Here is a 17,837-nt window from a genome sequence, read left to right as displayed (position 1 = left end):
TCCGGAGTCCAAGATCAGGGGCCTTGACGGCTGTGACTCCAGCCACTAACTTGCGCTAGAAGCGTAGCTATCGAAGGGAGGCGACCAGCAGATGTACACCAGCTCTGATCTCGGTCGCCTCGCCCGCCGCACGGCCTGGGTGCCGGGGCGGATCGCGCACGGCTGCTGAGCGCGCCGTTCTGAGGTGCCGCTCGTGGCACATTTCGGGTTTCCCGTCATCATCATTTCCCGGCACGTCGCTGTCGCGTGTCTTTTGCGCCCGCTCCCTGTGAAGCGGCGTGTCTGAACACAGAAAGCTGCCTGAAAATTGGCGAACACACAGAATCGATCGACCGCGCGCCGAAACGAGGGCCCGTCATGGTAGCCGCGCGGATCACGGTCAACGGAGAAGAAGCACCGATCTCCCCGGCTGCGCCCCACACCACCGTGCTCGACTTCCTGCGCGAGCGTGGCCTCACCGGCACCAAGGAAGGCTGTGCCGAGGGCGAGTGCGGCGCCTGTTCGGTGCTCGTGGCGCGCCCCGGGGTGAACAAGCCCACCGACTGGGTGGCGGTCAACGCCTGCCTTGTCCCGGTCGCGGCGCTCGACGGTCAGGAGATCGTCACCGCCGAGGGGCTCGCCACCCAGGGCGAGCCGGGCACGGCCCCCACGCTGCACCCGGTGCAGGAGGAGATGGCGGTCCGCGGCGGTTCGCAGTGCGGCTACTGCACGCCGGGGTTCATCTGCAGCATGGCCTCCGAGTACTACCGGCCCGACCGCTGCGCGCACACGGAGGCCGACGCCGACGCGGACGGGCACACCGACGCCGAGCACGGTCCGAACGGGTTCGACCTGCACGCGCTGAGCGGCAACCTGTGCCGCTGCACCGGCTACCGCCCCATCCGCGACGCCGCGTTCGCCGTAGGTACGCCCGCTGAGGACGACCCGCTGGCCCAGCGCCGCGAGCAGTCGCCGCCCGAGCCGGCCGCCACCGAATACACCCAGGACGACAGCACGTTCCTGCGGCCGGGGACGCTGGCCGAGGTCCTGCAGGTGCTGCGCGAGCGGCCGGACGCGGTGCTGGTCGCCGGCAGCACCGACTGGGGCGTGGAGGTGAACATCCGCTCCCGCCGGGCGAGTTGTGTGGTCGCCATCGACCGGCTCCCCGAACTGCGCGAGCTGCGCGTCGAGTCCGACCACATCGAGATCGGGGCGGCGGTCACGCTCACCGAGATCGAGCGCCGTCTCGACGGCAGTGTTCCGCTGCTCGCCGAGCTGTTCCCGCAGTTCGCCTCCCGTCTCATCCGTAACGGTGCGACCCTCGGCGGCAACCTGGGTACCGGCTCCCCGATCGGTGACAGCCCGCCGGTGCTGCTCGCGCTGGAGGCGTCGCTGGTCCTCGCCGACGCCGACGGTGAGCGCGTGGTCCCGCTGGCGGAGTACTTCACCGGCTACCGGCAGAGCGTGCGCCGCCCCGGCGAGCTGATCCGCGCGGTGCGCATCCCGCTGCCGCTGTCGCCCGTCACGGCCTTCCACAAGATCGCCAAGCGGCGCTTCGACGACATCTCCAGCGTCGCCGTCGCCTTCGCGCTCGACATCGAGGACGGCGTCGTCCGCAAGGCGCGCATCGGCCTGGGCGGCGTGGCCGCCACCCCGATCCGCGCGCTCGCCACCGAGGCTGCCCTGGAGGGCAAGCCGTGGTCGGCGGAGACCGTCGAGGCCGCGGCCCGGGTGCTGCGGGGCGAGGGCACGCCGATGGACGACCATCGCGCCAGTTCCCTCTACCGTTCCGCGATGCTCGGCCAGAGCCTGCTGAAGCTGCACGCACAGACCCCCGAGGCGGTGTCGTCATGAGTCATCTGTCCGAGCGCCCCGAGAAGCCCGTAGTCGGCGTCTCGATGCCGCACGAGAGCGCCTTCCAGCACGTCACCGGCACGGCGCTCTACACCGACGACCTGGTCCAGCGCACCAAGGACGTGCTGCACGCCTACCCGGTCCAGGTCATGAAGGCCCACGGCCGGATCACCGCGCTGAACACCGAGCCCGCGCTCGCCGTGCCCGGTGTGGTGCGTGTCCTGACCAAGGACGACGTGCCCGGTGTCAACGACGCGGGCATGAAGCACGACGAGCCGCTGTTCCCGGACGAGGTCATGTTCTTCGGCCACGCGGTCGCCTGGGTGCTCGGCGAGACCCTGGAGGCGGCCCGGCTCGGTGCGGCGGCCGTCGAGGTGGAGCTCGAGGAACTGCCGTCCCTGGTCACGCTGCAGGACGCGATGGAGGCGGGCAGCTATCACGGCGCCCAGCCCCTGATGGTGCACGGCGACATCGACGCCGGCTTCGCCGACTCCGCGCACGTGTTCACCGGCGAGTTCCAGTTCGCCGGCCAGGAGCACTTCTACCTGGAGACGCACGCGGCGCTGGCCCAGATCGACGAGAACGGGCAGGTGTTCATCCAGAGCAGCACCCAGCACCCCTCGGAGACCCAGGAGATCGTCTCGCACGTGCTCGGTGTGCCCGCGCACGAGGTGACCGTGCAGTGCCTGCGGATGGGCGGCGGCTTCGGCGGCAAGGAGATGCAGCCGCACGGGTTCGCGGCCGTCGCCGCGCTCGGCGCGAAGCTGACCGGCCGGCCGGTCCGGTTCCGGCTTAACCGGACGCAGGACCTCACCATGTCCGGCAAGCGGCACGGCTTCCACGCCCAGTGGAAGATCGGCTTCGACGCGGACGGCCGTATCCAGGCCCTGGACGCCACCCTGGTGGCCGACGGCGGCTGGAGCCTGGACCTGTCCGAGCCGGTGCTGGCCCGGGCGCTGTGTCACATCGACAACACGTACTGGATCCCCAACGCGCGCGTCGCCGGCCGTATCGCCAAGACCCACACGGTCTCCAACACCGCCTTCCGCGGCTTCGGCGGCCCGCAGGGCATGCTGGTGATCGAGGACATCCTCGGCCGCTGCGCTCCGCGGCTCGGTCTGGACCCCATGCAGCTGCGGGAGCGCAACTTCTACCAGCCGGGCCAGGGCCAGACGACGCCGTACGGGCAGCCGGTCACGCAGGCCGAGCGGATCTCCACCGTCTGGCAGCAGGTGCAGGACGACGCCGGCATCGCCGACCGCAAGCGTGAGATCGCCGCCTTCAACGCCGCGCACCCGCACACCAAGCGGGCCCTTGCGATCACCGGCATCAAGTTCGGCATCTCGTTCAACCTCACCGCCTTCAACCAGGGCGGCGCGCTGGTGCTGATCTACAAGGACGGCTCCGTCCTGATCAACCACGGCGGCACCGAGATGGGCCAGGGCCTGCACACCAAGATGATGCAGGTGGCCGCGACCACGCTGGGCATCCCGCTGCACAAGGTGCGCCTGGCCCCGACGCGTACCGACAAGGTGCCCAACACCTCTGCCACGGCAGCCAGTTCGGGTGCGGACCTCAACGGCGGGGCGATCAAGAACGCCTGTGAGCAGCTGCGCGAGCGCCTGCTGCAGGTCGCCTCCACGCAGCTGGGCGCGAATGCCTCTGACGTACGCATCGTCGAGGGCGTCGCGCGCGCCCTGGGCAGCGACAAGGAGCTGGCCTGGGACGACCTGGTGCGCACCGCGTACTTCCAGCGGGTCCAGCTGTCGGCGGCCGGGTTCTACCGGACCGAGGGGCTGCACTGGGACGCGAAGTCGTTCCGGGGCTCGCCGTTCAAGTACTTCGCCCATGGCGCCGCGGCCACCGAGGTGGAGGTCGACGGCTTCACCGGCGCGTACCGCATCCGGCGGGTGGACATCGTGCACGACGTCGGCGACAGCCTGTCCCCGCTGATCGACATCGGTCAGGTCGAGGGCGGCTTCGTGCAGGGCGCGGGCTGGCTGACGCTGGAGGACCTGCGCTGGGACACCAGCGACGGCCCGAACCGCGGCCGGCTGCAGACCCAGGCGGCGAGCACGTACAAGCTGCCGAGCTTCTCGGAGATGCCCGAGGAGTTCAACGTCACGCTGCTGGAGAACGCCACCGAAGAGGGCGCGGTGTACGGGTCCAAGGCGGTGGGCGAGCCTCCGCTGATGCTGGCGTTCTCGGTGCGCGAGGCGCTGCGGCAGGCCGCGGCCGCGTTCGGCCCCAGCGGGGTCAGCGTCGATCTGGCCTCGCCCGCGACGCCGGAGGCGGTGTTCTGGGCGATCCAGGCCGCTCGCCAGAGCGATGCCTCGCGGGCCGGCGAAGCCGGCGAGGTCCGCGGCGACGCAGAAGTGCTGAGCGGTGCCTGACATGACGTGGATCGCCGCGGTCGCACGGTTGCGGGCACGCCGGGAGTCCGGCGTGCTGGTGACCGTCGCGACCGTGCGCGGTCACGCCCCGCGCGACGCCGGCGCGAAACTCGTCGTCGGACAGACCCGGACATGGGGCTCGATCGGCGGCGGCAACGTCGAGGCCGTCGCCATCGACCGGGCCCGGGAGATGATCGCCGCCTCCGAGCGGAAGCCGGAACTGATGGACTTCGCCCTGAACGACAAGGTGACCAACCAGCACGGCGTGCAGTGCTGCGGCGGCACGGTCTCGGTGCTGCTCGAACCGCTCCCGGTGGTCCGCGCGGTGGCCATCTTCGGCGTCGGGCACGTCGGCCTGGAACTGGCGCGCATCCTGGCGCGCCAGGACCTCGACCTCCATCTGATCGACAGCCGTGCCGACATCCTCACCGAGGACCGGCTCGACGTGCTGTCGGACGCGGTCGCGCAGGTCCATGTGCATCACACGCCCCTGCTCCCGGAGGAGGTGCTGGAGGACCTGCCGCCCGGCACCCACGTCCTGATCATGACCCATGATCACGCCGAGGACGCCGCACTGTGCGACGCCGCCCTGCGCACCGACCATCTCGGCTCCATCGGGCTGATCGGCTCGGCGGCCAAGTGGACGCGGTTCCGCAAACGCCTGTCCACCGAGGGCGGCCACGACGACGCCACCATCGACCGGATCAAGACCCCGATCGGGCTGCCCGACATCACCGGCAAGGAACCGGCGATCATCGCGGTGAGCGTCGCTGCGGATCTGCTCCGCGCCTTTGAAGATTGAGGGGCAGACCGATGCCGTAGCACTTCCTTCAACACTCTTCGGACCCGGCTGCCCACCCTCCCCGACATCGCGACCGGGGTGCGCCCGGTCATCCGCCATGCGGTGTCGGATGATGGGTGGCGGCTTGTGTACCGGCCGCGGTCGTCAGGCCGGGGCTGTTTCGTCGAGGAGGACTGTCTCTTATGAATGACCGGCCGTTGACGTTGATGGCTGTACACGCTCACCCCGATGACGAGGCCACGGGAACAGGTGGTGTCCTCGCGCGGTATGCCGCGGAGGGCGTCCGCACGGTTCTCGTGACCTGCACCGACGGCGGCTGCGGTGACGGACCGGGGGGCGTCAAGCCGGGCGATCCCGGGCACGATCCCTCGGCCGTCGCCGCGATGCGGCGTCGCGAACTCGAGGCGAGCTGCGACATCCTGAAGATCAGTCACCTGGAGATGCTGGACTACGCCGACTCCGGGATGATGGGCTGGCCGGCCAATGACGCCCCCGGCTCCTTTTGGCGGACGCCCGTGGAGGAGGGCGCCGCCCGGCTCGCGGAACTCCTGCGGCGCTACGAGCCCGATGTCGTCGTCACGTACGACGAGAACGGCTTCTACGGTCACCCCGACCACATCCAGGCCAACCGCATCACGATGGCGGCGCTGGCGATGACCGAGCTGACGCCGAAGGTGTACTGGACGACGGCGCCCCGCTCGATGATGCAGAGGTTCGGGGAGGTCATGCGCGAGTTCGGCGCGGAGCTCCCGGAGCCCGACTCCGCCGAGGCCGCCGCGATGGCGGAGATCGGACTGCCCGACGACGAGATCACCACCTGGGTGGACACCACGGCGTTCGGCGGCCAGAAGTTCGACGCCCTGGCCGCGCACGCCAGCCAGGGCGAGAACATCTTCTTTCTTCAGATGGGCCCGGAGAGGTTCACCGAGTTGATGGGCGTCGAGACGTTCGTACGCGTCCAGGACACCACCGGCGCGGATGTGCCCGAGAACGACCTGTTCGCCGGACTGCGCTGACCGGCCCGCCCGGGGGACGGCCGCTCACCGGGGCTGTGTCCGGTCCGCTGCGTCGATGTCGCGGCTCAGTGCCAGAGCCTGCGCCGCGGCACGCCGCAGCGCGCGTCGGGTGATCCAGCGGTTGCTCCCGCCGGCCAGGCACGTCACGGCGCGGCCCACCCACTCCGGGTCGCCGAGGAGGTGTGGCCTTCCCTCGTCGATGAGCTGCCGCAGCAGGTACTCCAGCCGGAGGACGTCCACCGCCCGGTAGGGGCGCGCGTGCTGGTCGAAGCGCAGCTGGTGGGCTTCGTGCGGGTGGCGCAGCGTCATGTGCAGCCAGCCGCCGTCGCGCCGGGCGACCGTTCCCTTGGGCGTGTAGACGCCCCGGGCGTTGGTGTTCCAGGAGTGCTTGCCCCAGGTGATCCAGATGCCGGTCATGAGCCTGGACCACCCGATCAACTGTCCTGGGGAGTCCGGCCCGTGCTGGTAGAGCCCGTCGGGGCGGAACTGCACCCAATAGGTGTCCGGACGCGTGGCGTCCCCAACTCCCCAATGCCCGCTGCACAGTTCCAGCGGTCCCAGAAACGTACCGTCTGCCACCATGCGGTCATTGAACCACGCGTTCTGTGAAGCTTTGTGTGCTGCTGCCGATGGCCGAGTCCTGCGCGGCGGAGACGATCGCCGCCGCGTCCTCCGGCAGGAGGTATCCGGCGTCGACGGACGTCTGCGCTGCCGTGCGTACCTTGTTCACGTAATCGGCGTGGGTCGGGTAGAGCCGGCTGAGCACCGGTTCCGGGGTGTCCGGATAGGACGGGTCGGACGGGTCGCCGTCGTCGTGGCGGTCCCAGGCGTCGGCGTCGCCGTTCCATGGGTCCCGGGCGCCGTACAGGCCGCAGAAGACGCCGCTGTCGGTGGTGTCGCGGCCACCGGTGAGCGTACGGGTGGGCACCGTGACGTCCGGCAGCCGGACACCGCCGGTGGCCAGGCCGGTGGCAGCATCGCGCAGTACGGTGCTCAGCGGCTGACCGCTCGGTGGCCGCGGACCGCCCCGCGCCCAGCCGGCCAGGTGGCGCAGCGCCGCGTTCATCGCCCAGTGGCCGGGTCCGTCGTTGAAGGGGGCCGAACCTGCGGCGCAGTCGGGCGACGGCGCGGCTGCGCCTGCCGACTTCTGCACGGTCGGGTTGCCGAGGTCGAAGGCCCACTGGTCGCCGTGCGCAGTGCCGGCCAGCTCCCAGTGCACGACGCTGTCGGTGTCCGGCTGCCGGGCGGCCGCGGCACCCGGCACGTCGGTCTCGGTGAGCACGACGAACGTCGGCACCGACAGATCGGTCCTGATCCGGGACGGGTTCGGCATCAGCAGGGTGTCGGCGAGCCGGCCGCTGATCGGGGCGGCGACCGCGCTGTTGCTGTGCACCATGAAGCCGTCGTAGACGCTGGACACGGGGTGCACGGCATTGACGTACGTCGTCATGAAGCCCGCCGACTGCGACTCGCCGTCCGCGAGCAGCGTCCGCACCGGGAGCCCGCCGAGCGGGTCGGACCCGTTCGGGGTGCGCAGCGCCTGGCCCGCCTGGGAGAAGATGTCGTAGGCGAAGGCGTCACCGGGGTGGACCAGGCTGCCGTACCGCGCCGGGTCCCAGCCCTTCAGGCCCTTGATCTCGCCCCGCCCGCCGTTGACCCCGACGGCCTGCGCCGAGACACCGACCCAGGCGTAACCCTCGCGCAGCAGTTCCTCCCGCTCGAACCAGTAGTCCGGGGAGAGGTCGAGCTGGCCGCTGACGTTGAGCCACTCCACGACCACCGTGCCGTTGAACGCGGCCGGGTCGACGGGGCGGCGCACCAGCAGACGGCTCTTGTACGCGGCGCTGCCGGACGCGCGTACGGCCCAGCGGCCGTCCGAAGTCCACAGACCGGACTTGGCGTACGACGTTGCGGTGCCCGAGATGAAGTACTCGCTCTCGGTGTAGCCGAACGAGCCGAGGTCCTCCGCCGCGGCGAGGAACGGAAAGCCGTGACTGCCGGCGGGCGGGACCGTGACCGTGGGGCCCGCGGCCGCGGCGGCCGACGGCGTGCCGAGGAGGGCGCCGCAGAGCAGCGCCCCCAGAGCGGTGGCGGTGACGGACCGCCGGGATGACCGAGCAAGCATGCGCACGGGTTGCCTCCGTGAATGCGTCTCCCAATGGGTCGAGACCGCAGTCTGGAGGCACCGTGGCGGGCTGCCATCGGCGAATTCACCGGTGTCGAAGGATCGGTCACCGGCTCGGGTCAGTTGTGGCCGTCGGGTTGTTCGACCGGGGGCAGGACGGGGACGAGGAGCGCACGGCCGATGGTGGCGGTTGTGGTGGCGACGGTGGTGAGGGTGGCGTCGTAGGCAGGGCGCAGGCTGCGCTGGTGCCACAGGCTCTGGGCGGTGGCCCAGGCGCTGTCACGGGCGCGGGCGATGCTGAAGGCGCCCACGATGTGCTTCAGGGTTTCGGCGTCCTTGGTGGCGACCTTGATCAGCTCGGCTTCGAACGACGCGCGGATCTCTGCCTCGACCTTGGCGAGGAGTTCGTTGACGCGCAGATAGTCGGCGTGGACGGGTGCGGTGTCCGGGGTGGTGCCGCGTTCGATGCAGGTGTCGATGACGGCGAGTGCGAGGTCGTGGTTGATGTGCGCGTTCATGCCGGCGAACGCGAACTGGATGGGCCAGATGGTGCGGTTGTCGCGTGCGTCGAACAGGGGCTGCCATGCCTGATGGTTCTGCGAGTGGCCGGTGACGGCCTGGGCAGCACCCAGGAGGGGCGCCGCCAGGTTGCCCGCTGCCGCGGGGCGCTCGGCTGCGGCGTCGACCGCGTCGAAGTACAACCCGGCGAAGATGACATCCATGCGTTCGATGAATGCCTGGTCCTCGAAGAAGCCCGCGACCAGGTTCTGGCCGACGAGTTCCGTCACGCGCAGGTACATACGGTTGAAGCAGGCCACGCCATCGCGTGGATCCAGCTGCGCCTTGATGGCCTGCATCCGTTCGATGACGTCGTCGACGCTGCCTACGGTCCGGGTCTGTGACTGAGTCATGCCTTGTGTTCCTTCCGGGAGCGCGGCCTGTGGTTCGCCCTCGAGTGAGGGCGTCCGCGCCGGGAGGATGCCGGTTCTCTCCCGGCCCGAAGCAGAGCTCCGTCGCCTCTCGCCCGATTGGCTGTTCGAAACCACTCGTGTGCCGCTTCAGCTGCCGGGGGCGCAGTCTTCAGGTGAGGCGGTCGACGAGGGCGGCCAATGTGCCGGCCGGCAGGGCGAGGCCCGTGGTGAGGAACTTGCCGAACGAGCCGTACGAGTCGGTGGCTTGCTGCCAGAACGCGTTGAGGTAGGTGGGCTCGACACGTTGGACCGGGATCAGCAGGTCGGGGTTGATCATGTAGCCCTGGGCTTTGAGGTAGGTGCGGGTGTTGGCGTCGGCGGTGGCGCGCAGGTCGTTGGACAGCAGGTAGTCCTGCATGACCGTGGTGGTGGACACGCCGCAGAGGCGCAGGATGGCGGCCATGGTGATTCCGGTGCGGTCCTTGCCTGCGGTGCAGTGCGTGAGCACCGGGCCGGAGGCGTTGGCGCATACGGTGATCGCTCGGGCCAGGGAGGCGCGGTTGCCGCTGCTGGTGACGTATCCCCGGTACATGTCGATCATCAGCTGGGTGGCACGGCCGTTGCCCAGGAGCGTCTCTTGCCTGGCGTAGTCACGGGTGAAGATCGCCTGCCTGACGTCCGCGTACCAGCTGCCCTCGCTGATCGGGCAGTGGTGCGTGACCGGCCCGGGAGGGAGCTTGTCCAGGCCGTCCTGGGTGCGTTCCGTGCTGGTGCGCAGATCGACGACGGCGGCCAGACCTAGGCCGGCGAGAGCGTCGATGCCGGGCTGCTGGAGGGCGTGGAGGCCGTCGGTGCGGTAGTGGGTCCGGTAGCGGATGGTTCCGGCGGGACTGTAGGAGCCGCCGATGTCACGGGCGTTGACCAGCCCTGGTATGTCGAGCAGGCGAGTGTCGGCGGCGACAGCGAAAGCGTGGCCGGTGAGAAGAGGAGCGGTGAGCACGGCGGCAGAGGCGGTGAGGAGTCCGCGTCGGCTGAACATCGGGGGCCTCCCGGCGAGTGTGGGGTCGGGCTGCGGGACGCGAACGGTAGGGCGTGGGGCGCGAGATGAGAAGCCTTGTGCTGTGGTCCGCTGTCTCGGTGATGCTCGGCGGAAGTCTCGCGCGTCTCGCAGAAATACGGTGGCCGAACGTGGAGCACCCGTCGGCGCGGCCCGGCCTTCAGGGCCCGGCGTGCACCTGGCACGCCCACAGGCTGGGAGTGCGCGGGTAGGTGTCGCGCAGGGCCCGTACGGCCTGATGCAGGGCCTCGGCCGTGCGGGCGACGTCAAGAGTGGCGTCACCGGCATCCAGGGCCGCGTAGACGCCACGCGCGACTTCGGCGCCGATGACGTCGTCGACGTGCCACAGCGAGCCGACCACGTGGGGGAATCCCGCGATCTGGAAGGCGCTGACGATGTGTACGGCCTCGTCCGCGAGCTCAGGACTGGTGCGCAGGGTGTCGCAGGCCGACAGGTAGGCGAGGCGCACCGACGGCAGTCGCAGCCGGGCCAGATCCCGTACGGTCAGCGGGTGTTGGAGGTGGTCGTGCAGGACGAGCCGGCTGCCCGAGGGGCGCTCGGTGTCGCCGAGGGCGTGGCAGGCGAAGTGGACGTGGGCGTGGTCGTGCAGGGCGGCGACGACGGCGGAGTGGGTGGCGCGCGCGTCGGCCAGCAGCGTGACGCCGGGCAGGTCGCGGGCCAGCTGCTCGGCCTCGTGATGGGCGCCCGGCAGCGGGCTCTGACCCGCGGCCTGCGCGACGCTGACGACAAGGGTGCCGCGTCCCGCCGGCCGGGCCAGGCGCCGACGGGCGTGGTCCAGGGCCCGCAGCGTCGGGGTGTAGGAGGACACCACCCGGTCCAGGGCGCCGGGAGCGCCGTCGGGCTGCGCCGCGTGCAGGGGCAGCGTGCCCAGCCGGCCGCCGGGTGACCACCACACGCGGGTGGCCGCGGGCAGCCGGTCGAGGACCGGCCCCGTGACCGTCTGCCACAGCCAGCCGAGGGTTTCCCGTACGTCCTGCTGAGCGCGCTGCGACTGCCTGCGGGAGACACCGGGCGTCTCAAGTCGGACCAGCGCCTCCTCGAAGGTCCGCCGACGCGCGGCCGTGGTCGCCGGGTCGAGCCCGGGCAGCGGCACGGCGTCCACCGAGGACTCGGTGACAAGAAGGGCATGACTGCCGTAGGGCGAGACATCGACGAGCACCACCGGGCCGTCGGCGGCGACGGCACACAGTTCACGCTCCTCCCACTCCCGAACCGGGCGCAGCAGACCCAGCTCGGGGTGTTCGGCGCGGATCCGGTCGGTCACCTCCCGCCAGTCGGCCGCCAGACGCTGACGCAGGTCGGCACGCGCACCCGGGCCGGACCGGACGTGCCCGAGGGCGCGGGGAGGGGCGATCCGGCTGTGCTCGCCTGGAGGAGGCGGTGAGCCGTGCCCACCCCGCCGCCGACACCCCGTCCGGCACGGTGACCGTCCCCCACGCCCTCCTCGCACGGATCGAGGCCCTCACCGAGGCCCGCGACCGGGTCGCGCCACGCGAGCCGGTCCGCCCCACCTGGTACGGCGACCGCATGCAGGCCGCCGCCGACCGCGTGGAGACGGCCTACGGCCTCGACCTCGCCGCGCTCTGGCCCCGCCTGTGGCTCATCCTCCCCGAAACCGCCGTACGGCAGATCCAGTCCGCCCACGACTCCTTCGGCGCCGCCGCCCGCCTCGCCGCCTGGGCCGCCGGCTACGCCGTACTCGCCTGCTGGTGGTGGCCCGCCTCCCTGGCCGCCCTCGGCTGCGCCGCCGTGGCCCGCTCCCGCGCCCGCACCGCCCTCGACGCACTCGCGAGCCTGGTCGAGGCCGCCGTCGACGTCCACGGCCGCGAACTGGCCACCAGGATCGGGCTGCTCCCCCCGGAGGCCTCCGGCCGGCTGGCCCCCGACACCGGGGACGGGATGTCGGAGCTGTTCAGAAAGGCGGAGTGAGCCCTACGCGCCGTACCGATCACCGATTACGTACTGAGAACCTCTAACGGGATTTACTCGTAACGCAGGCGCAGTGACTCCCGTTCGGCCTCCTCGACCTGGTCGACGGTCAGGCCCGGCAGGTTCAGCTGGGCCAGCGTCACCTCGGCGCTGGTCGGCTGGGCGTCAGCAGGCACCCACCGCTCCGGTTGCCAGGCGCCTGCGCGCATCAGCGACTTCGGGCAGTGCGGATAGACCTGCTCGACCTGCACCACAATCGCCGTGACCGGCGGTTTTCCAACGGGAGTGAGTTGGGCGAGCAGCTCCGGGCGCGCCGAGACGCAGGCGCGGCCATTGACACGCAGCGTGGTCGGGCGGCCGGGGATGAGGAAGAGCAGCCCGACGCGTCCGGTCTGCAGCACGTTGTGCAGGGTGTCGAGCCGCTTGTTGCCGGTCGCGTCCGGGATCACCAAGGTCCGCTCGTCCAGCACCGAGACAAATCCGGCCGGGCCGCCGCGCGGCGTCACGTCCGCCCGGCCCTCGACGTCCGCACTGCCGATGAACACCAGCGAGGAACAGCCGATCAGCGCCCGGGTTTCCTCGGTCAGGTGGTCGATCTCCTTGCGCAGCGCGTTCGGATTCGGCTGCTGGTAGAGCTCGCGCAACTGCTCCGGGCTGGTGAGGGCGTCCGCCCGGAGGGATTCGAAGAGCAAGCCGGCGGCCCCATTGTCGATGATCATACGGACGACCCTAGAAGACGACCGAGGCGGTGCGCGGGTGAGTGCGTGATCTCGTCCCCGTTGCCCGGTCGGTACTTCTCGGCGCGGTCGGAAGAACATGGCCGTGCGATGCCGACCTGTTTTCAATGTCAGGCGGCCTGCCGTTCCACCGGCAGCCACAGCTCGGCATCCGCCTCGCTGCCGTCCGCCGACATCCGTGTACGAAGGATCTCCGGCCCGGGACGGCTCCGGTACGGGTTCGACGGGAACCACTCGGTGAACACATCCCGCCACAGCGCCTGGATCGCCTCCGGTGCCGGCCCCGAGGTGGTGAAGACCGCCCAGGTCCCGGCCGGCACGGGCAGCGTGGCCATGCCCTCCGGCGCGGACGCCGACGTGACGACCCCGTGGTAGTAGTCGAGGCCGGTGCCCTCCGCCCGGCTGGGATCGAGGTTGTCGCAGACCGCGAGGATGCCGTGCGGCTCCTGGTCGGACAGCTTCTCCAGCAGCCGGCTCGTCTCGTTGCCGATTCCGCGGACGAAGTCGATGATCGCCCGGTTCGGGCCCGAGTGCACGAGCGGGACGCGGGCCTTGGCCCCGACGACGCTGAACTGCGGCTTGTGCACGACGCGATAGCGCATGCTGCTGTTCCCGTCGACGATGAGGCGGAAGGTCATCCGGGGCTGGGAGCTGAGTGCCGCGCCGGTGCGCCGCGCCTCGCCGGGCCCGACGCCGTGCACCGCGCGGAACGCCCGCGCGAACGCCTCGCCCGAGCCGTATCCGTACCGCACCGCGATCTCCAGCAGCGTCCGCTCACCGGCCAGTACCTCCGCACCCGCGACGGTCAGCCGCCGGCGCCTGATGTACTCCGAGAGCGGCATCCCCGCGAGCGCCGAGAACATCCGCCGCAGGTGGTACTCCGAGGTGGCCGCGATCCGCGCCAACTCGCCTACGTCGACGGAGCTGTCGAGCTGCCGCTCGACGTGCTCCATGGCCTGATTGAGCCGCTCCAGCACGCTGGCCTCCAAGATCCCGGCCATCGATTCAATCAGGCGCGGCCTGCACGCCGCACCCGAGAAAAGCGGTGCGGCAAGTGTCGGGTGACCGGGACGGGCGGCGCCGCACGATGGCGGCATGGACGACACGACCTTGGTATCCCGCTTTCTGCGCGACGGCTTCGTCAAGCTGGAGGGCGCCGTCGCGCCCCGCGTGGCCGCGAGCTGCGCGCGGCTGCTGTGGCGGGAGACGGGCTGCGACCCGGACGACCCGCAGACGTGGACGCAGCCCGTGCACTGGGTCGGCGGGATGGCCCAGGGACCGTTCGCCGCCGCACCCAACTCCCCGGCCCTGCACCGGGCGTACGACCTGCTGGTCGGCGCCGGACGCTGGGAGCCGCGCTACTCGCTCGGCACCTTCCCGCTGCGCTTCCCGCACGAGGAGGAGCCCGATGACGCGGGCTGGCACATCGAGGGCAGCTATGCGGTGGAGGGCGAGACCTGGCCCTTCACCAATCTCCGCTCACGCGGCCGGGCTCTGCTGATGCTGTTCCTGTTCAGCGAGGTGGGGGAGGAGGACGCCCCGACCCGGATCCGGGTCGGCTCCCATCTCGACGTGCCGAAGGTGCTGGAGCCGTACGGGGAGAAGGGCGCGAGCGGCCTGGCCGTCGCGCCGGACCTCGTAGCGGCGTCCGCCCACCGGCCGCTCGCCCTCGCCACGGGATCCCCGGGCGACGTCTTCCTGTGCCATCCGTTCCTGGTGCACGCGGCGCAGCCGCACCACGGGGTGCGGCCGCGCTTCATGGCCCAGCCGCCGCTGATGCCGGCCGCGCCTTACGAACTGGAGCGGGCCGACGGCGCGTACTCACCCGTGGAGATCGCCATCCGCCGGGGCCTGGGACAGGCCACCTCCGGTCCCGACGGGGAGGAGGGCCCGCGGTGACAGGTCACGCGTCGGCGCAACTGCTCCCGACCGGCCACCGGCGAGTTCAGGTGGCTGTGTCGAGGAGTTGGGGGCCGTTGTTGCGGACGTTGTTCACCGCCGTGGAGACGGGCCGGGCGTTGAGATTGCCGTCCGCGGGCCGGGTGAGCAGGGCGCGGAGGTCTTCGGTGTCGTGGTGGTGGGGGTCGAGCCAGGCGTCGTAGTGGCCGGGGGTGAGGGCGAGGGGCATGCGGGGATGGACGCGGCCGGCTTCGTCGGTGGCTTCGGTGGTGATGATCGTGCAGGTGATCAGCCAGGCATCGGGGTCGTCGTTGTTCGTGACGTCGGGGTTGCGCCAGTACTCGTACAGACCGGCCATGGCCATCACCTGGCCGTCGGCGGGGTGGATGAAGTACGGCTGTTTGCGGGTCTTGCCCGACTTCTCGTCCTTCACCGGCTCCCACTCGTAGAAGCCGTCGGCCGGCAGCAGGCAGCGGCGTTCGGCGAAGGCACGCCGGTAGGCGGGCTTCTCGTGCACGGTCTCGACCCGGGCGTTGATCATCCTGGAGCCGGCCTTCGGGTCCTTCGCCCACGACGGCACCAGGCCCCACCTGAGCGCCCGCAGCTCACGGCGCACTTCGTCACTGCCGTCCCGGGAGACGCGCTGCAGGACCGCGTAGACCTGATCGGTCGGCGCGACGTTCCAGCTGGGCGCGAGTGTCTCGTCGGGACGCCAGTCCGTGACGTGGAAGAGGCTGGTGAGGTCCTGGGGACTGCGGGTGGAGGCGTAGCGGCCGCACATACCGCCACTGTGCCACGGCACCCGGCCGACTGAGGCGCGCGCCAGCGCGGTCAGCCGGCATGTCCCCAGGGCCCACCCGGTCGCCTGCGCGGTCAGGCGCATGCTGCTCGGTGGTGCACGACCGTTGTCAATCGGCTGCGGCGAGCAGACGCGCCTCGTTCTCCTCGTACGACTGCCGGCTCTCCCGGCTGTCGGCGGCCCGGAGCCGGTGGTCCAGACGGCTGCCCAGCCAGCCCGCCAGGTAACCGAACGGGATGGAGACCAGCCCGGTGGACTGCATGGGGAACCAGTGGAAGTCGGCGTTCGGGAAGACGGCGGACGGCGTGCCCGAGACGGCCTCGGAGAAGACCATCAGCACCAGCGCGCAGGCCGTACCGCCGTAGAGGGTGGCGAGCAGGCCGGTGCGCGTGAATCCTCGCCAGAACAGGGAGTAGGTCAGCGCGGGGGCCACCGCGGATGCCCCGATGCAGATGGCCACAGTGGTGAGCACGCCGACGTCCCAGTTCTGGACCAGGGTGGCGAGTGAGATGGCCACGGTCCCCACGGCCACGCTCGTCCACACCGCAACCGTCATCTCCGTACGCGGCTCAGCCTGTCCCCGCCGCGCCGCATGGGCGAACAGGTCATGGGCGAGAGAGGAGGCCGCGGCCAGGGTCATTCCCGCCACCGAGGACAGCAGGGTGATGAACACCATCCCCGCCACGGCCGAGTAGAGAACCGCCGTACCCGCGGAGTCGGGGCTTCCGCCGAGCGCCTGCGGCAGCATGAGCACCGACGTCCTGCCCTGCGGGTCGGCCGCGATGATGTGCTGCGATCCCACCAGCGCCGCCGCGCCCGTGCCCATGACGATCACGAGCAGGCAGAACGTGGTCACCGTACCGACCGCCCAGGACATGGAACGTCGTACGGCGGGCACGTCCTGCGCGGAGTACAGGCGCATGGTGATGTGGGGCAGGCAGGCCACGCCGAGGATGATGGTGAGCTGGAGCCCGACGAAATCCAGCCGGTCGCCGGCCGACGTGCCCAGCTGGAGGCCCTGCTCGAGGAAGGCGGGGCCCGTGCCGCTGCCGTGCTCGGCCGCTCTGAGCAGGGCCCCCGGGCTCCAGTCGAAGCGGCTGAGGACCAGGGCTGCGACGACGAAGCTGGTGCCGAGCAGGATCACGATCTTGATCATCTGGATGAGTGCGGTGCCCCGCATACCGCCGAGCGCCGCGTAGAGAATCATCAGACTGCCGACCATGACGATGCACGCCGTTCTGGCGCCCACTCCGTGCGGGATGTCCAGGATGAAGGTGAGCAGCGACCCGGCTCCGGAGAGCTGCACGACGAGGAAGGGCAGTGTCGCCGACAGCGTCACCACGCTGGCGGCGATACGCACCGCCCGCCCGGGCATGTTGCGGGCCAGGACGTCGCCCATGGTGAAGCTGCCGGTGTTGCGCAGGGGTTCGGCCGCCAGGAACATCAGCAGCACCAGCGACAGGGCGGTGCTGACCGCGAGGACGTAGCCGTCGTATCCGGCGAGCGCGATGATGCCCGTGGTGCTGAGCACCGTGGCTGCCGAGATGTAGTCGCCCGCGATGGCCAGGCCGTTCTTGAACGGGGTGAGCGAGCGGTAGCCGGTGTAGAAGTCCGTGAGGTCGTCGCGGTCCGGTCCCGCCATCACGCACATCAGCAGCGTGACGGTGACCAGGGCGGCGAAGAGGACGAGGACGGTTGCCTGCGTCCCGGAGCTGAAGTCGTTCATCTCGCCACCCCCGCGTGCCGGGCGGCCGCACGCTCTCTGACGGCGTGGGCCAACGGGTCCACCGAGCGATGTGCGCTGCGTCCGTACCAGGAGACCGCCCCGAAGGTGACGACGAGCTGAAGGACGCCGAGGGACATGCCCAGGCTCAGCTCCCCGATGATCTTGGACCCCATCAGGTCCGGTGCGTAGCAGGACAGCAGCACGTACACCACGAAGGAACCGAGTGCGGTGAGCGTGGAGACGCGGCGCAGCACGCGGTAGGCCGAGCGGAGGGCGGCGAGGTCGCTGCCGGCGTGGGCCTCGTGCGTGTGCGGTTGTGGACGGGGGGTCTGCCCGAACGGGTCGTACCCCGGAAAGCCGCCGTACCCGGACGGCTGGGGCTGCTGCCCCGGTTCCTGCCCGTACGAAGGGTGGCGAGGGGTGCGGCTGTACGGCTCGGTCCGCGATTGCGGCCACTGCGGCGGCGTCGGCGGCGGGTACCGCTTGTCGTCGGGGTAAGTCATCGGGTGGCCTTCCGGTGCGTCTCGGTGCCGTGCGGGGCGTGGGGAGGGGGCGGCGCGCGCACGATACCGACTGGTGGGTATGCCTG

The 17,837-nt window shown here is 70.8% G+C and carries 16 protein-coding genes; 6 read left to right on the top strand and 10 right to left on the bottom strand.

Annotated features, from left to right (window positions below):
* Window positions 1-357: 357 nt before the first annotated feature.
* The 4 genes from RKD23_RS01480 to RKD23_RS01465 all read left to right on the top strand — a co-directional run bounded on the left by RKD23_RS01480 (window position 358) and on the right by RKD23_RS01465 (window position 6,044).
* Window positions 358-1,833 carry a xanthine dehydrogenase small subunit gene (locus tag RKD23_RS01480; protein ID WP_424851873.1) on the top strand — a complete coding sequence of 492 codons (1,476 nt, stop codon included), beginning with the start codon at window positions 358-360 and terminating at the stop codon, window positions 1,831-1,833.
* Window positions 1,830-4,226 carry a xanthine dehydrogenase molybdopterin binding subunit gene (xdhB, locus tag RKD23_RS01475; RefSeq protein ID WP_424851872.1) on the top strand — a complete coding sequence of 799 codons (2,397 nt, stop codon included), beginning with the start codon at window positions 1,830-1,832 and terminating at the stop codon, window positions 4,224-4,226. The genes RKD23_RS01480 and xdhB overlap by 4 nt, the downstream gene beginning before the upstream one ends.
* A 1-nt stretch (window position 4,227) precedes the next feature.
* On the top strand, window positions 4,228-5,028 hold the full coding sequence (gene xdhC / locus RKD23_RS01470) for a xanthine dehydrogenase accessory protein XdhC (RefSeq protein WP_424851871.1): 801 nt from the start codon (window positions 4,228-4,230) through the stop codon (window positions 5,026-5,028).
* A gap of 182 nt (window positions 5,029-5,210) precedes the next feature.
* A complete protein-coding gene (locus RKD23_RS01465) occupies window positions 5,211-6,044 on the top strand; it encodes a PIG-L family deacetylase (RefSeq protein WP_424851870.1) in 834 nt (277 codons plus the stop codon).
* Window positions 6,045-6,068: 24 nt separating this feature from the next.
* Here RKD23_RS01465 and RKD23_RS01460 read toward each other — a convergent pair whose 3' ends face one another.
* The 5 genes from RKD23_RS01460 to RKD23_RS01440 all read right to left on the bottom strand — a co-directional run bounded on the left by RKD23_RS01460 (window position 6,069) and on the right by RKD23_RS01440 (window position 11,422).
* The gene (locus tag RKD23_RS01460; RefSeq protein ID WP_424851869.1) at window positions 6,069-6,626 is read right to left on the bottom strand and encodes a hypothetical protein; all 558 of its coding nucleotides are present in this window, start codon (window positions 6,624-6,626) and stop codon (window positions 6,069-6,071) included.
* Between the two features lie 4 nt (window positions 6,627-6,630).
* Window positions 6,631-8,169, bottom strand: coding sequence for an alpha/beta hydrolase domain-containing protein (locus tag RKD23_RS01455; RefSeq protein ID WP_424851868.1), 1,539 nt, complete (start codon window positions 8,167-8,169; stop codon window positions 6,631-6,633).
* A gap of 119 nt (window positions 8,170-8,288) precedes the next feature.
* Window positions 8,289-9,080 carry a DUF5995 family protein gene (locus RKD23_RS01450; RefSeq protein WP_424851867.1) on the bottom strand — a complete coding sequence of 264 codons (792 nt, stop codon included), beginning with the start codon at window positions 9,078-9,080 and terminating at the stop codon, window positions 8,289-8,291.
* A gap of 169 nt (window positions 9,081-9,249) precedes the next feature.
* Window positions 9,250-10,119: a tyrosine-protein phosphatase gene (locus tag RKD23_RS01445; RefSeq protein WP_424851866.1), complete on the bottom strand. Its 870-nt coding sequence runs from the start codon at window positions 10,117-10,119 to the stop codon at window positions 9,250-9,252.
* Between the two features lie 178 nt (window positions 10,120-10,297).
* The gene (locus RKD23_RS01440) at window positions 10,298-11,422 is read right to left on the bottom strand and encodes a CHAT domain-containing protein (RefSeq protein WP_424851865.1); all 1,125 of its coding nucleotides are present in this window, start codon (window positions 11,420-11,422) and stop codon (window positions 10,298-10,300) included.
* A gap of 116 nt (window positions 11,423-11,538) precedes the next feature.
* On the opposite strand from RKD23_RS01440, the gene RKD23_RS01435 reads away from it, so the two are divergent.
* Window positions 11,539-12,087 carry a hypothetical protein gene (locus tag RKD23_RS01435; protein ID WP_424851864.1) on the top strand — a complete coding sequence of 183 codons (549 nt, stop codon included), beginning with the start codon at window positions 11,539-11,541 and terminating at the stop codon, window positions 12,085-12,087.
* A 53-nt stretch (window positions 12,088-12,140) separates the two neighbouring features.
* On the opposite strand, the gene RKD23_RS01430 is transcribed toward RKD23_RS01435, so the two are convergent.
* Window positions 12,141-12,806 carry an MSMEG_1061 family FMN-dependent PPOX-type flavoprotein gene (locus tag RKD23_RS01430; RefSeq protein WP_424851863.1) on the bottom strand — a complete coding sequence of 222 codons (666 nt, stop codon included), beginning with the start codon at window positions 12,804-12,806 and terminating at the stop codon, window positions 12,141-12,143.
* Between the two features lie 128 nt (window positions 12,807-12,934).
* On the bottom strand, window positions 12,935-13,801 hold the full coding sequence (locus RKD23_RS01425; RefSeq protein ID WP_424858137.1) for an AraC family transcriptional regulator: 867 nt from the start codon (window positions 13,799-13,801) through the stop codon (window positions 12,935-12,937).
* A 118-nt stretch (window positions 13,802-13,919) separates the two neighbouring features.
* Here RKD23_RS01425 and RKD23_RS01420 point away from each other — a divergent pair, with 118 nt between their 5' ends.
* Entirely contained in the window at window positions 13,920-14,723 is an 804-nt protein-coding gene (locus RKD23_RS01420; RefSeq protein ID WP_424851862.1) for a phytanoyl-CoA dioxygenase family protein, read from the top strand.
* A gap of 46 nt (window positions 14,724-14,769) precedes the next feature.
* On the opposite strand, the gene RKD23_RS01415 is transcribed toward RKD23_RS01420, so the two are convergent.
* The 3 genes from RKD23_RS01415 to RKD23_RS01405 all read right to left on the bottom strand — a co-directional run bounded on the left by RKD23_RS01415 (window position 14,770) and on the right by RKD23_RS01405 (window position 17,751).
* A complete protein-coding gene (locus RKD23_RS01415) occupies window positions 14,770-15,504 on the bottom strand; it encodes an SOS response-associated peptidase (RefSeq protein WP_424858136.1) in 735 nt (244 codons plus the stop codon).
* Between the two features lie 127 nt (window positions 15,505-15,631).
* A complete protein-coding gene (locus RKD23_RS01410; RefSeq protein WP_424851861.1) occupies window positions 15,632-17,248 on the bottom strand; it encodes a cation acetate symporter in 1,617 nt (538 codons plus the stop codon).
* Window positions 17,245-17,751, bottom strand: coding sequence for a DUF485 domain-containing protein (locus RKD23_RS01405; RefSeq protein WP_424851860.1), 507 nt, complete (start codon window positions 17,749-17,751; stop codon window positions 17,245-17,247). Before RKD23_RS01405 ends, RKD23_RS01410 begins: the two co-directional genes overlap by 4 nt.
* Window positions 17,752-17,837 lie beyond the last annotated feature (86 nt).

It is taken from the genome of Streptomyces sp. SAI-170 (genome assembly GCF_049739565.1).
In the GTDB taxonomy this organism is placed as follows: Bacteria; Actinomycetota; Actinomycetes; order Streptomycetales; family Streptomycetaceae; genus Streptomyces.
The sequence above is the reverse complement of the archived record's forward strand: the minus strand, read 5'-3'. Positions and strand labels throughout refer to the sequence as shown.

Excerpts from the sequence above, each read along its gene's own strand:
- RKD23_RS01480 (WP_424851873.1), top strand. The coding sequence starts at position 358 with ATGGTAGCCGCGCGGATCACGGTCAACGGAGAAGAAGCACCGATCTCC.
- xdhB (WP_424851872.1), top strand. The coding sequence starts at position 1,830 with ATGAGTCATCTGTCCGAGCGCCCCGAGAAGCCCGTAGTCGGCGTCTCG.
- xdhC (WP_424851871.1), top strand. The coding sequence starts at position 4,228 with ATGACGTGGATCGCCGCGGTCGCACGGTTGCGGGCACGCCGGGAGTCC.
- RKD23_RS01465 (WP_424851870.1), top strand. The coding sequence starts at position 5,211 with ATGAATGACCGGCCGTTGACGTTGATGGCTGTACACGCTCACCCCGAT.
- RKD23_RS01460 (WP_424851869.1), bottom strand. The coding sequence starts at position 6,626 with ATGGTGGCAGACGGTACGTTTCTGGGACCGCTGGAACTGTGCAGCGGG.
- RKD23_RS01455 (WP_424851868.1), bottom strand. The coding sequence starts at position 8,169 with ATGCTTGCTCGGTCATCCCGGCGGTCCGTCACCGCCACCGCTCTGGGG.
- RKD23_RS01450 (WP_424851867.1), bottom strand. The coding sequence starts at position 9,080 with ATGACTCAGTCACAGACCCGGACCGTAGGCAGCGTCGACGACGTCATC.
- RKD23_RS01445 (WP_424851866.1), bottom strand. The coding sequence starts at position 10,119 with ATGTTCAGCCGACGCGGACTCCTCACCGCCTCTGCCGCCGTGCTCACC.
- RKD23_RS01430 (WP_424851863.1), bottom strand. The coding sequence starts at position 12,806 with ATGATCATCGACAATGGGGCCGCCGGCTTGCTCTTCGAATCCCTCCGG.
- RKD23_RS01420 (WP_424851862.1), top strand. The coding sequence starts at position 13,920 with ATGGACGACACGACCTTGGTATCCCGCTTTCTGCGCGACGGCTTCGTC.
- RKD23_RS01415 (WP_424858136.1), bottom strand. The coding sequence starts at position 15,504 with ATGTGCGGCCGCTACGCCTCCACCCGCAGTCCCCAGGACCTCACCAGC.
- RKD23_RS01410 (WP_424851861.1), bottom strand. The coding sequence starts at position 17,248 with ATGAACGACTTCAGCTCCGGGACGCAGGCAACCGTCCTCGTCCTCTTC.
- RKD23_RS01405 (WP_424851860.1), bottom strand. The coding sequence starts at position 17,751 with ATGACTTACCCCGACGACAAGCGGTACCCGCCGCCGACGCCGCCGCAG.